Source organism: Maridesulfovibrio salinus, assembly GCF_055394525.1.
On the sequence record NZ_AP042461.1, the window covers coordinates 3,397,270 to 3,409,384 of the forward strand.

Here is a 12,115-nt window from a genome sequence, read left to right on the forward strand (position 1 = left end):
CCGTGATTAGCAATAGTGTTGTAAGTCAATTATTATGCTGACAACTAAGTATATATGTTTTTTTGTCAACTGATATGCTTCTCCCCCATCCTCACCAGCTTCACTACTCCCCGCCAACCCACTGCGATCCATAAAATTAACCGGATCATCAGTGCAGTAGCCGTACAGGTCCACATCGCCGCCATCATACCTCAGCGGGTCAGGGGAGATGAACCTGCCGATGGCCGGGTCGTATTCCCGGTAGCCGAAGTGGATCAGGTTGGTGTCGGGGGTGGGCGATGAAGCACTGGCATGGATCTCGTAATTTTTATGCGGTGGTGATATTAGAAGCCCCGCACCGGTTGTGGTGCGGGGCTTCTACAGAACGCCTCCCGATCCATTATTCGAAATTTGAAGGCATTACCAAAGCTCTAAATCTGGAAAGAAGTACACACATATAAGAGCGACAAAAACAAGAAGTCCAACGATACCGTTCAATAACTCCTCATAGGGCCCCTGATTGTTTTCATCATTAAAGAATCTATCCAATGAAAAGGAACGTTTATCACTATTTTTCATTTGAAAGGAATTGTAAATACACCAAATACTTCCAAAGAAAATAACACCAAGCCCAAAAACACCCAACGCTTCTAGCAACATAAATAGACACCTAACAAGAACTCTCAGTCAAAATAAAGTCAGACCACACAACATGGTCTGACTTAACTCACTTAACAACAATTACAACAGTAAGAACGAGACAGATCACCAACAACGGAAATGCTGTGAGAAGCTCTTCAGTTGGATTATTTTTTTCATTACTAAAGAGCCTTATAAAAGACAATTGTCTTTTATCAGTTCCTCTATTCTTGTAAAATGAATAAATTCTTCTTGCGACCTCGCAATACCCAAGAGCCGCAAGCAAAAATAGCACGATTCTTCCAACAATCAACGATCTTGCTCCTTAGCATTAATTCTTTTTTTATCTTTTCTTTTGCTATTACTTAATTTTGGTTCTTTGCCTTCATTTTTATCTTTATTATCTTCCTCTTCAATTTTAAATCCACTTTCTATTTTATCAGTACTTTTATTCATGAATTCAGAGCCAAGAATTGATCCTGTAACACTACCAAGTTTTCCATAATCGCGAATTGGCTCAACTGGTATTTTATCTACTTTAGAATTCTTGATTACAAGGCTTCCAACTTTCTCCCGAATTTACCCATAATTGCTCCTCCACCTCCGCTTAGTGCTGCTTTTGTCACTTCTCCAACATCATCAACTTTTCCATCTTTAATTAACTGATTACCCACATCATTAATTGCAGCACTCCCTGCTCCCCATAATAAGCTCCCACCTAAACTGCCGCCCAAAGCACTTGTCGCGCCAGTAACAGCACCCAAGCCTATTGAAGCCAGATATTCCTTTCCAGAAATCTTGACATCTCTCCAATCACCGTAACCATCATACGCACTATATCCAAGCCCAATTGCTCCACCGACTAAAGGCATTGTCCATGCCGCCAACCCACTGCGATCCACCAAATTAACCAGATCATCAGTGCAGTAGCCGTACAGGTCCACATCGCCGCCCTCATACCCCAGCGGGTCGGGGGAGATGAACCTGCCGATGGTTGGGTCGTATTCACGGTAGCCGAAATGGATCAGGTTGGTGTCGGGGGTGGGCGATGAAGCACTGGTATGGTTTCCATAATTTTTATGCGGTGGTGGATATTAAAAGCCCCACACCGGGTTGTGGTGCGGGGGTATACTCATTTAACCATATATTCCTCACGATAAGGAATTCCTTTCATGCAATGACGACAATAGAACTTCGGTTCGGAGGAAAGGTAGTAAATAGCTGGGGTTAAAAACAGAATTTCAAGATAATAATTAATAGAACTACCCATAACAAGATCATAAATAATGTAGGAAGATCTCATAAGAAGCCAAGTCAAACCAAACTGGGCATAAGTCATTGTTTTAGTTTCCTGGCTGCATTGTGGACATTTTACTTTTACTCTAAAAAAAATAAAGTAAAACAAGGCTAAAAAAAAGATAACACTATTGAACTCTTTACCAGTCATTATCACTTCCTATAATTCTTTTTAAAATTATCTAAACGATCTTCTATATTTTGACGTTGTTCGCGAAGATTTTCTTCTACCTTTTTAATTGTCTCATTTTGTTTTTTTTTGTTAATAGCACTCCCCAATCCTTTTAGCATACCAAACGATCCACCTACCATTCCAAGCGCAACACCAACTGGGCCAAATTTACGGTAACCTTCAGCTGAATAATCCATGCCACTTCTTTGTGCTTCTGACATCATATCGTTAAATATCTTACGTTTCTCCGGACTGACATATTTTGCAAATTTTATATAATCATCCCCATCACCGGAAAGAGTTTCTGCAGCACGACTCAGAGCATCCGCAGTCCCACGCCCCATTTTGGCAACAGCGTTCCAGAAACCGCCCTCGTCTTCCTTTTCATTTGACTCACGGGCTGCCGGCTCTGCATCTGAAGATTTATCTTCCTCCGGAACAGCTTCAGTTTTCTCGGCATCTGCCTTTTTCTGATTAGGAGATTCATGAGAGCCGACATCCTCTGCAGGACGGTCATTTGATCCAGGTTTGGTCTTTTTATCAGCCTTATTTCCTTTAACAGAAATTATTTCTGCCTGAGGATCAACACCTGATTCATCACGCCTTTTACTCAGATTAGAAGTTTCTGCCTTCTCATCCTCACCAGCTTCACTACTCCCCGCCAACCCACTGCGATCCATAAAATTAACCGGATCATCAGTGCAGTAGCCGTACAGGTCCACATCGCCGCCCTCATAGCCCAGCGGGTCGGGGGAGATGAACCTGCCGATGGTCGGGTCGTATTCCCGGTAGCCGAAGTGGATCAGGTTGGTGTCGGGGGTAGGCAATGAAGCACGGGTATAGTTTCTGTAAAATTATTATGCGGTGGTGGATATTGGAAGCCCCGCACCGGGTTGTGGTGCGGGGTAGTTAAAAATCAATAAAACAAAGGTTTGTTCAACATGTCTTCTTCTTTAAGTGGAATCTCTTTAAAGCAGTGTCTGCAAAAGAATGAAGGTGTACGAAAAAGGAAATAAACAGGCAATATCCAGAAAATGATATCTATATAGCTAAATAACATATTGCCATTAAACATATCTAGTGAGAACGAAAATACATTTAATATTATTAGGATAATGCCAAATTGTTTATATGTTAAAGAACGTTGAGGCTTGTTACAGATAGGGCAACGAACTTGCACTCCAAAAAAGTAAAAGTATAGTGCCAACATAACCAAATCAATAAAACTAAGAAAAAAAGAAGTCATATTATCACACTCACAGATTAATCTTCGTGAAACACTATGGGCTATGTCTAAATCAAAATATTGTAGAAACAATCTTATTGTGGAGAGATATTCATCAAAACCAAATTAGAGATCATTTCAAACTACTGTACTTCTCAGAATTGCAGATCAATATGAGCCACTAGTAGTTTATAACTTACTAAACACAGACTACTCCTTCGCATTGAAATATTAATTGTCTGCTAAGGATTTCAGTATTTTTCCATAATATTGTTTATCTTCCGCGTATTTAACGACACATCCCCACTTTGAAGTTGACAGATAAAATGAGTCTACCCCCTTGGCACAGAGAATACTTAAAAGGTGACTCTTCTTAACGTTGTCCACTTTTGCTAATGGAACCTTGAGCTCAAAAAAACTGAATTGCAGAGTCATCACCCCGTCTTCATATTCCGAAAGAACTACTCCGCTATACGCAGACATTAACAAGAAAGCACAGCTACCAAGAACAAGCCATAGCCCGAGGATAGCTCCTGTTGTCAGTAGATAAATTCCTAAAAGAATAAAAACAGTCGTCATTAATAGTGCGGCGTGATTGTATAGTTTGATCATTAACATTTTTTAAGGACTTTTTATTGTTTTTTATCGCTGAGTCAGCAATATCCCCTTTGGTTTCATCATATTTTTCTTTTGGGTCTTCCTGCTTCTCCCCATCCTCACCAGCCTCACTACTCCCCGCCAACCCACTGCGATCCATAAAATTAACCGGATCATCAGTGCAGTAGCCGTACAGATCCACATCGCCGCCCTCATACCCCAACGGGTCGGGGGAGATGAACCTGCCGATGGTCGGGTCGTATTCACGGTAGCCGAAATGGATCAGGTTGGTGTCGGGGGTGGGCGATCTGTATCTCCTAAATGCTCTTATCCCATTGAAGGTTATCCAAATCGGATAACCCACCATGAACATTTTCAAAGATGTTCTTGCCGATCGAGAATGGTATTAGAATACAAAAACAATCATAAACACTCATAACTAAACGAGTAGACATTGCTCCCCCCTCATAAACAGAGAGAACAAGGACTGCAAAAACAGCTATGTTTATTAAACTAAACACTGTAAAACACAACCAGTAGTAATGTATAGTTGTTGGTATTCTCTTTATTTCAGCATATGACTTTATGGATACAACATAGATCAACTCACTAAATGCTGTAAGTACCAAGCACTTACTTACTACATCTATCAGAAAAGTTATAAAAACACCTCCATAACTACTATTCAAACTGAATACATCTGCTATATACTCTGCCATGCCAGTTGAAAACACAACATTTGTTATAATGGATCTCGTACCCCAGACAATTGCATAGGCAATTACCAAAACCAGAGATACAAATAAAAGATCAAGCAATCGACTAGAAGACAACATTTTTCTTCTACTGTCTTTCGTACCTAACCAGATAAGAAGGACGCTTGATGCACAAACCTGCAATAAAACCATAATATTGAGTAAAGAACCTTGAAAATAAGTCCATAAGGTAAACAAAAAAAAGATTATAATTGCTATCCAATTCTTTGAAATTACATTACAAAATGTTTTTATCAACAACCCGGCCATCCTAAACACCTCCAAATAAAAAGAGGCAATTCGGCTAGAACTGCCCCATTTAAAATTATTTCTCTTGTATTTTGTCAATTTCCTTAATGAGATATGTCATAGGGGTTATCTTATCAGGAGTATCCAAATAAGTATTCGCCCAGCCCTTGAGAGATTCATGAACAGACTCTTTAGCTATTTCAGCAAGAGTTCCATTAGAGTTCAGGCTTGCAGAAGCTCTATCCATACGCTCAAGACGAGCCTTTTCTTTTTCCGTCATATTATTCCAGCTTTCTTTGGCAGCCTTTGCAGTGCTTTTTACCATTTCAACAGGAGCATTAGCAGAAGACTCCTTACCTTCGATTCTTCTTTGCAGAAATTTTAAGGCCTCGTCTCTTGTCTCAGAGTGAGTAATCGGACTGTAGAATTTGTGTGCCTTGTCCAATGCCTCAGCTGCAATTTCTCCTGTAGCCCCGACAGCTAAAGAACCGATTTTATAAAGAGCCCTACCAGTTCCTTTTGCCGTTTCTAAAAGAGCGTCACCAAACTCTCCAGAAAAACTACGATCATCCTTGATCTTTTCTGCCTCTCCTGAGCTCTCGGACTTCTGCTTCTCACCATCCTCACCAGCCTCACTACTCCCCGCCAACCCACTGCGATCCATAAAATTAACCGGATCATCAGTGCAGTAGCCGTACAGATCCACATCGCCGCCCTCATAGCCCAGCGGGTCGGGGGAGATGAACCTGCCGATGGCCGGGTCGTATTCCCGGTAGCCGAAATGGATCAGGTTGGTGTCGGGGGTGGGCGATGAAACACTGGTATGGTTCTCGTAAAATTTTTATGCGGTGGTGGATATTAAAAGCCCCGCACCGGGTTGTGGTGCGGGGGTATTGATCATAATTTTCTATCCTAACAAGCTTTATGATTCATCTTTTACAAACGAATTCTTTCCTACGACATAAGCTAATACTACTAAAATAATATTATATAATGAAAAGATAGGAATATAAACATAGAGACTGATCATGTGCAAAGCTATTAAACCAAACACAGCAAAAACAAATCCCGTAACTACAAACAAAATAATTCCCAAGAATAGTCTGGAAATCGATAATGATAGTATTTTTTTAAATGCAAAGCGAAGACTTGCAAATAAATACATTAGCGGAGACAACAAACAATAAAAAACTGACTCCAAGACAATTCCCACAATGACTTTATATGCCACTTCACTGTCAAAATGATACCCTAAAAACACCAAGATCCCACTAACAACCTCATTTAAATAGCTATTATCCTGATTTAAAAAATCAGTCGTCACTGTTGTTAATTGATGAATTAGAAGCAAAGTTAAATAGACAAAAGTCATCCTAAATTGAAAATCAAATCTTAATAATTTTAAGCCAGACTCTTTACACCCAATAGCACTAATGGCAAATGCAACAAATAAATTCAATGAATACATCGAAGTATAATCATTTGCTCCATTTGAATAAATAAAGACATAACTAAGCAAAACATATAGATACAAAACAAATAGAGAGATTTTGTTTCGAAACATTACACCGAATGAATCTACAATCATATTTTTCAAAAGCATTATATCTCCATAACAATCCGTAAAATATATAAAACTAATGCATAACCAACTTTATCACCTGTTGCGGCTCCTTAATAACTTATTTGCTCGCTCAATAAGAAATTGTGCAGGTGTTACGACAGTGTCAGGAGTAGAAATTTGAACTTCGGCATAATTCTTCAACTTATCTTCTACACTGGCCTTAATTACTGCTGCCCTATTTTTTCTCAGCGTTGCATTGCTACTATAAAGGTCAGTCACGCTACTAGAGTTAAGTTTGCTTGCCAACTCGTCTCTCCTCTCTTGCTTCAACCGTTCTTTTTCCGTCATATTATTCCAGCTTTCTTTGGCAGCCTTTGCAGTGCTTTTTACCATTTCAACAGGAGCATTAGCTGAAGACTCCTTACCTTCGATTCTTCTTTGCAGAAATTTTAAGGCCTCGTCTCTTGTCTCAGAGTGAGTAATCGGACTGTAGAATTTGTGTGCCTTGTCCAATGCCTCAGCTGCAATTTCTCCTGTAGCCCCGACAGCTAAAGAACCGATTTTATAAAGAGCCTTACCAGTTCCTTTTGCCGTTTCTAAAAGAGCGTCACCAAACTCTCCAGAAAAACTACGATCATCCTTGATCTGTCCAGTCTCCCTTGAGCTCTCGGACTCCTGCTTCTCCCCATCCTCACCAGCTTCACTACTCCCCGCCAACCCACTGCGATCCATAAAATTAACCGGATCATCAGTGCAGTAGCCGTACAGGTCCACATCGCCGCCCTCAAACCCCAGCGGGTCCGGCGAGATGAACCTGCCGATGGTCGGGTCGTATTCCCGGTAGCCGAAATGGATCAGGTTGGTGTCGGGGTCGTACAAACCTCCGGCGAAGCCCAGCGGTTGTGAAAGATCGGGGTTACTGTCCAGTATCTTTCCTCCGAAAGAATCATATAGAACCTCCTGTACATTATTACCCGACAAATCCGCAACACTAAAAATGCTGCCGAGCTGGTCGGTAGCGACAATGTATCCTTTACCGCAACGCTCAAGGGCAACCACCCGGCCCTCTTCATTATAATGGTACCGGACAGTGCCGAGCACGTTTTCCACTGCCGTGAGCGTCACCATATCTGCCCACTCGTAACGCTCACGCAGGCCGCCGTTGATAAGTTTTTGCGTCCGCAGCCCGTCCCTGTTGAAGCGGTATTTTATATGCCGCCCGTCGGGAAGCAGCACTTCGCTGAGCTGGCCGCTATGCAGATAGCGGTAGACAGTCACCCCTTCCGCATCGTGCTTCTCAGCCAGAAAACCGTCTTCATCGTACCTGTAGGCCGCGATTCCAGAATGCACTAGCTGACCTTTTTCATTGTAGCGCATCCGCAGGGGCGTGCTGCCCGCAACCTGTGAAAAAATCCGCTGCCCGTTCTTGTTATACTGATACATTTCAACGGGCTGACCGTTGTATCCGGATTTGATCAGGCGGCCCTCTTCATCGTATTCGTAATCCATCACATGACTGCTTTCGGCACTGACCAGCGCCTTGGATTCTATGCGCAGCCCCTCATCCCTGTTCAGGGCAAGAATAGCGAAAGGAGTGCCGGATTCAGGGATTCGGAAAGGGAGCACCTCATCGCCAAGCTCGCTGATATCCACGCCATCACGCTGCAATTCATCGGCAATTGTCTCGCCTGTGCCGGACTGCGGCTCACGTTGCGGCTGACGGCTCAGACGGGCTCTTTCCCGCTGGATGAAGCTTTCGTATTCGGAAGAAATCTCATTGCCGTAGGTGGTGTTCCGCAAGCCCTGCACCACCGGAAGATCAGGGTTCTCAGCCATGAACCTTGCGTGGACCATGCGCTTGAGCTTCGCATGGTTTGCTTTGCTGTCTTCCCATTCAAGATTTTTCCGGTCCCAGCGGGCCTTCACTTCGGGCTTCATCATGGAAGGATACATGCGGTCGCCTTTTGAGAACTCCGAAAAATCTGGCCTTGGTTCCTCAAGCGCTTCACCGCTGCGGCGGTTCACGATCACCCACATATTTTCGAGCTGCTTCTCGGGCGGTTCGTTTTCGCCGTAGAGCACATGCCCGGTGCTCATCTCCTTGCGGTCTCTCTTTCTCAACACATAATCTGAAAATTTCATTATACCTGCTTCCTTTAAGTTTGTAGGTTTGCGGCAGCATGCTGAAACCCCATTGATTTCAGTATGCTGACCGGATTCAAACCTCAGGAATAGCAGCCAGGGCGGACATAATTAACCCAACTCAGGTCCGGGTGGACGGTTATTTCAACTATTTTTGCAAAATATAAATGGCAGGTACTATTCTTTATCATTCCATCCTGTTATGGTGGACTGAATAATTTATATACCCGAACAGATTCACAGCCATTGGAAGATATAATATGCGCATGCGTGCTCCGCTCGGAGCTTTAAGGACCGCCTAGAAACGGAGACATAATATGTACAGGAAAATTCTGCTTCATCTCGGAGCCGTTGTAGATGCCGCGCTGATTAAGCACTCTCTTGATTTTGCCGAAAAAGCCGGAGCCGAACTAACGGTGCTCAATGTTTTTGAAAATCCGCGATCCTCTGTTCTTGACTATTTCCGGTCACAGGGGCGTGACCTCAAAGAAGTGATCCTGAAAGGTCACAACGCTGAGCTGGAGAAGGAACTGGATGAAGAGGTGTGTAAAAAGGTCAATTTCAAGACCCGTTGGGGCAAGGACTTCATTGAATGCATCAAGACCGTAAATGAAGACAGGCACGACCTTGTAATCTGCCCGTCAGTCGAGCAAGGCAAGGCCATCGACAGTACCGGAATGCACCTGATGCGCAAATGCCCCTGCCCGGTATGGGTCCATCACGGCCATTTATGGCGTGGAGCCGTTAGGATTTTGGCCGCGGTCGGTCCTTATGACGGCAATGAGAGCAGCGACAGACACAATAAGGATATTTTGAAGCACGCGGCAGAGCTTAACCGGGTTCTCGGCGGTAAGCTGCACGTGCTGCACTGCTGGAGCGGATACCTTGAAAACGTGACCGGAAGCCCCTACTTTTCCGAACAGGAAGTTGACAAATATCTGGATTATGAAAAGGACGTCAGCACCCGGGATTTCAACCGGATAGTCGATTCCGTATCTTTTGCCAGCGAGCCCAAGAGGGTTATTCTTCACGGCAATCCCGGAACAGTGATTCCCGAGTACGCTGCAGACCAGAAAATGGATATCGTAGTCATGGGCAGCGTGGCCAGATCCGGTGTGTCCGGACTGCTCATCGGCAACACCGCTGAAGTAATTGCGGGATCAATTACCGAATCACTGATCGCAATCAAACCCGCCGGATTCGTAAGTCCTGTAAGTTAAGATCAGCCACGGCAAGATAAATCCCCCGCTCAGTAAATGAACGGGGGATTATTTATTTCACCGGGAATGTCAGGACATAGCAATTGTTTTACTTTTCTTCCGCCTCCTTGATTTTTCTACGCATTGTCTCAATACCCGCGTTGGGCGGGCAGTTGATTTTCAGTTCCCTGATTTTTCTGCGCAGTTCGGCTTTCTCCTGTTCCGAATCACCGCAACCGTTATCCGCGCCTGTTTCAGCGCACTCGAAGTGTTCGGTTACATCCGCTTTCCGGTCATACTCAACCACATCACCTTCCTTAAAATGCTGCAGCACACCCTGAGCGTTCCTTACGTAGCAGTTTCTTTTGCAGATATATTTCATCTTATCCGCCTTAAACGTTGGTCTGATCGTCCATGATCAGGTAGCCGCTGACCTTACCGGCTGTGGCGTTGGCTCCGGTAACGGTGAAGGAAAGGCGCAGGAAAGCGCCATGTTTCGCGGGCAGCGCAGGCAGCGGAAAGGTGTAGCCGGGCTTCAGGTCCGCAACCGAGATGGAACCGGACTCAAAAAGGGTATCAAAAAGAGCGAAACTTTCTGTGGCGGATGCCTGCACGCCCACACGCAGACTGGTCAGCCCGGCAAAGGATTCACCGTCCACCATGACTTTCAGGCGTACAGTGGAGCCGGAGCCGCTGTCTTCTCCGGCATTGATTACATTTTCGGAAACCGCGCTGGCGGTGATGGCCTGTTCTTCACAAAAACAAAGTTCTTTATCTAAAAACATTTTAATCTCCTTATTGTTATATGCCTCCGGCGGCCCTTCGGGGACCAGAGAACCCTTTGAAAAGGGTTCTCTGGACTCTCCTAAACTTTTTATCGGGCTTCGCTTCTATTTCAGCCGGATACTTTTTCATGCGCCGCCGGAGTATTAATTAAATTTTCATAATGCGCGAAACAGCCAGCTTTTAAGCGGTGATCGCGGACTCGGTATTCAGGATGGAATCCACACGGCGCACCGGGCAGCCCCAGAAGGTGGTCACGGGTTTGCCTTCCCAGTTTTCGGTTTTCAGCATCACGTTGCTCTTGTCTGCCGCTTCGATATCCAGCTGTGTTTTGACGGACTGGTTGCAGTAGATAACTGTCTTGCCCATGTTGGTGTTGGGGATCATGTTCAGACCTTCGATGAGTGAGTGGCGCAGAGAATTTTCACCCATGTTTTTGGGATCAATGGATGCGATGCGCACTACGTAACGCCAGTCACGCACAACAAGGCCGGGGGACCATTTGTAATGGGTGCGCACGCCCTGATATCTGCCGCCTGCCGCATCTTCGAGGGTTACTTCACCGAGGTCGTTGTGTGCCAGGCCGCTTTTGCTTCCCTTGGGGAAGGTGAAGTGGACGGTCTGATCGGACCAGCAGACGATCCAGATGGAGGTGCAGTTGTTGCCACTGCCGCCGAAGTTAATGACGTTTTTGTGTTCAAGGGAATTGAAACGCGGTGCGAGGCCGAGGAATTTCTCAGGTTCCAGAGCAGTGTCGCCATAGATGAAAGTGTCCGCGAATTCCTTGTTCATGGCTTCCAGAAAAGCACGCTCCTCGGAAGTACGGAAATTGGAGGAGTCGCCGTTCAGGTCGCACAGGGCCTTGTCGATTTCAGCGTAGGATTCGAGCATGCCGCAGGTGTCATCGATCTGCTTGGTGCGGGATTTACTGGGCTTCACGCCGTAGTTCAGCTTGCGCCAGCTTACAGTCGGCAGGTCGGTGCGCACGGTGGTGCGGTGGCCGGTGGGCAGGTTGCCCTCAACCCAGGCAGCGTCATCCAGAACCTCGTTGGTAAGGGACAGGACTTCGGTGATTTCCGATACCTTGCCGCCCGGATCAGTGCGGTTGGACCATTCAGAAAGAGTAAGTGCGTTAGTTCCAAGAGTTCCCATAGTTGATTCTCCTTAAATATGATTAAGGCCCTCTGGGAGCTCTAAGTTACAATGGACGCTTAAAAGCGTTCTTTTCAAAATTTACTGTATGGCCTCCGGCGGCCCTTCGGGGACCAAAGAACCCTTTGGAAAGGGTTCTCTGGACTCTCCTAAACTTTTTAATAAGCTTCGCTCCGGTTTCTGCAAAATCCAATGTTAACCGAAGGTTCTGCAAAGCTTTCTTGTCTACGACTCGTGCATGTAGAAGATGATTAAATCATACTACTCTCTGTATGGCCTCCGGCAGCCCTTCGGGGACCAAAGAACCCTTTGGAAAGGGTTCTCTGGACTCTCCTAAACTTTTCAATAAGCTTCGCTCAGGTT

General features: G+C 44.9%; 15 protein-coding genes and 3 pseudogenes. 1 reads left to right on the forward strand and 17 read right to left on the reverse strand.

The window, feature by feature from the left end; genetic code table 11:
• Positions 1 to 6: 6 nt before the first annotated feature.
• The 14 genes and pseudogenes from ACZ5PW_RS15620 to ACZ5PW_RS15685 form a co-directional block, all read right to left on the reverse strand.
• Complete coding sequence (locus ACZ5PW_RS15620; RefSeq protein WP_464560433.1) at positions 7 to 324, reverse strand: RHS repeat-associated core domain-containing protein; 318 nt, start codon at positions 322 to 324, stop codon at positions 7 to 9.
• A gap of 75 nt (positions 325 to 399) precedes the next feature.
• Positions 400 to 639 (reverse strand): hypothetical protein, encoded by a 240-nt coding sequence (locus tag ACZ5PW_RS15625; RefSeq protein WP_464555384.1) that lies wholly within the window; start codon positions 637 to 639, stop codon positions 400 to 402.
• 67 nt (positions 640 to 706) lie between these two features.
• Positions 707 to 931, reverse strand: a complete 225-nt coding sequence (locus tag ACZ5PW_RS15630) for a hypothetical protein (RefSeq protein WP_464555386.1) — start codon at positions 929 to 931, stop codon at positions 707 to 709.
• The gene (locus ACZ5PW_RS15635) at positions 928 to 1,074 is read right to left on the reverse strand and encodes a hypothetical protein (protein ID WP_464555387.1); all 147 of its coding nucleotides are present in this window, start codon (positions 1,072 to 1,074) and stop codon (positions 928 to 930) included. The genes ACZ5PW_RS15630 and ACZ5PW_RS15635 overlap by 4 nt, the downstream gene beginning before the upstream one ends.
• A 95-nt stretch (positions 1,075 to 1,169) precedes the next feature.
• Positions 1,170 to 1,490, reverse strand: a complete 321-nt coding sequence (locus ACZ5PW_RS15640; protein ID WP_464555388.1) for a hypothetical protein — start codon at positions 1,488 to 1,490, stop codon at positions 1,170 to 1,172.
• A 72-nt stretch (positions 1,491 to 1,562) separates the two neighbouring features.
• Positions 1,563 to 1,646 (reverse strand): annotated as a pseudogene (locus ACZ5PW_RS15645) (RHS repeat-associated core domain-containing protein); the annotation flags it as partial.
• A 104-nt stretch (positions 1,647 to 1,750) separates the two neighbouring features.
• Positions 1,751 to 2,065 carry a hypothetical protein gene (locus tag ACZ5PW_RS15650; RefSeq protein WP_464555390.1) on the reverse strand — a complete coding sequence of 105 codons (315 nt, stop codon included), beginning with the start codon at positions 2,063 to 2,065 and terminating at the stop codon, positions 1,751 to 1,753.
• A 2-nt stretch (positions 2,066 to 2,067) separates the two neighbouring features.
• Entirely contained in the window at positions 2,068 to 2,808 is a 741-nt protein-coding gene (locus ACZ5PW_RS15655) for a hypothetical protein (protein WP_464560485.1), read from the reverse strand.
• A pseudogene (locus ACZ5PW_RS15660) lies at positions 2,809 to 2,913 on the reverse strand (RHS repeat-associated core domain-containing protein); the annotation flags it as partial. It abuts the gene before it with no gap.
• An 897-nt stretch (positions 2,914 to 3,810) separates the two neighbouring features.
• Positions 3,811 to 4,281 (reverse strand): RHS repeat-associated core domain-containing protein, encoded by a 471-nt coding sequence (locus tag ACZ5PW_RS15665; RefSeq protein WP_464560435.1) that lies wholly within the window; start codon positions 4,279 to 4,281, stop codon positions 3,811 to 3,813.
• Positions 4,282 to 4,988: 707 nt separating this feature from the next.
• Positions 4,989 to 5,618 (reverse strand): hypothetical protein, encoded by a 630-nt coding sequence (locus tag ACZ5PW_RS15670; protein WP_464555391.1) that lies wholly within the window; start codon positions 5,616 to 5,618, stop codon positions 4,989 to 4,991.
• Positions 5,619 to 5,702, reverse strand: a pseudogene (locus ACZ5PW_RS15675) (RHS repeat-associated core domain-containing protein); the annotation flags it as partial.
• A 132-nt stretch (positions 5,703 to 5,834) separates the two neighbouring features.
• A complete protein-coding gene (locus ACZ5PW_RS15680; protein ID WP_464555392.1) occupies positions 5,835 to 6,515 on the reverse strand; it encodes a hypothetical protein in 681 nt (226 codons plus the stop codon).
• Between the two features lie 54 nt (positions 6,516 to 6,569).
• Positions 6,570 to 8,618 (reverse strand): RHS repeat domain-containing protein, encoded by a 2,049-nt coding sequence (locus tag ACZ5PW_RS15685; RefSeq protein ID WP_464555394.1) that lies wholly within the window; start codon positions 8,616 to 8,618, stop codon positions 6,570 to 6,572.
• A gap of 317 nt (positions 8,619 to 8,935) precedes the next feature.
• Between ACZ5PW_RS15685 and ACZ5PW_RS15690 the strand changes: the two genes are divergently transcribed.
• Positions 8,936 to 9,838, forward strand: coding sequence for a universal stress protein (locus ACZ5PW_RS15690; protein WP_464555395.1), 903 nt, complete (start codon positions 8,936 to 8,938; stop codon positions 9,836 to 9,838).
• Positions 9,839 to 9,926: 88 nt separating this feature from the next.
• On the opposite strand, the gene ACZ5PW_RS15695 is transcribed toward ACZ5PW_RS15690, so the two are convergent.
• From ACZ5PW_RS15695 to ACZ5PW_RS15705, 3 genes are all read right to left on the reverse strand, one after another.
• Positions 9,927 to 10,199 (reverse strand): hypothetical protein, encoded by a 273-nt coding sequence (locus ACZ5PW_RS15695; RefSeq protein WP_464555397.1) that lies wholly within the window; start codon positions 10,197 to 10,199, stop codon positions 9,927 to 9,929.
• Between the two features lie 10 nt (positions 10,200 to 10,209).
• Positions 10,210 to 10,602 (reverse strand): Bbp16 family capsid cement protein, encoded by a 393-nt coding sequence (locus tag ACZ5PW_RS15700; RefSeq protein WP_464555399.1) that lies wholly within the window; start codon positions 10,600 to 10,602, stop codon positions 10,210 to 10,212.
• Positions 10,603 to 10,783: 181 nt separating this feature from the next.
• Positions 10,784 to 11,752, reverse strand: coding sequence for a major capsid protein (locus ACZ5PW_RS15705; RefSeq protein WP_464555400.1), 969 nt, complete (start codon positions 11,750 to 11,752; stop codon positions 10,784 to 10,786).
• Between the last annotated feature and the right edge of the window lie 363 nt (positions 11,753 to 12,115).

Excerpts from the sequence above, each read along its gene's own strand:
- ACZ5PW_RS15680 (WP_464555392.1), bottom strand. The coding sequence starts at position 6,515 with ATGCTTTTGAAAAATATGATTGTAGATTCATTCGGTGTAATGTTTCGA.
- ACZ5PW_RS15700 (WP_464555399.1), bottom strand. The coding sequence starts at position 10,602 with ATGTTTTTAGATAAAGAACTTTGTTTTTGTGAAGAACAGGCCATCACC.
- ACZ5PW_RS15685 (WP_464555394.1), bottom strand. The coding sequence starts at position 8,618 with ATGAAATTTTCAGATTATGTGTTGAGAAAGAGAGACCGCAAGGAGATG.
- ACZ5PW_RS15625 (WP_464555384.1), bottom strand. The coding sequence starts at position 639 with ATGTTGCTAGAAGCGTTGGGTGTTTTTGGGCTTGGTGTTATTTTCTTT.
- ACZ5PW_RS15640 (WP_464555388.1), bottom strand. The coding sequence starts at position 1,490 with ATGCCTTTAGTCGGTGGAGCAATTGGGCTTGGATATAGTGCGTATGAT.
- ACZ5PW_RS15665 (WP_464560435.1), bottom strand. The coding sequence starts at position 4,281 with ATGTTCATGGTGGGTTATCCGATTTGGATAACCTTCAATGGGATAAGA.
- ACZ5PW_RS15635 (WP_464555387.1), bottom strand. The coding sequence starts at position 1,074 with ATGAATAAAAGTACTGATAAAATAGAAAGTGGATTTAAAATTGAAGAG.
- ACZ5PW_RS15695 (WP_464555397.1), bottom strand. The coding sequence starts at position 10,199 with ATGAAATATATCTGCAAAAGAAACTGCTACGTAAGGAACGCTCAGGGT.
- ACZ5PW_RS15650 (WP_464555390.1), bottom strand. The coding sequence starts at position 2,065 with ATGACTGGTAAAGAGTTCAATAGTGTTATCTTTTTTTTAGCCTTGTTT.
- ACZ5PW_RS15690 (WP_464555395.1), top strand. The coding sequence starts at position 8,936 with ATGTACAGGAAAATTCTGCTTCATCTCGGAGCCGTTGTAGATGCCGCG.
- ACZ5PW_RS15705 (WP_464555400.1), bottom strand. The coding sequence starts at position 11,752 with ATGGGAACTCTTGGAACTAACGCACTTACTCTTTCTGAATGGTCCAAC.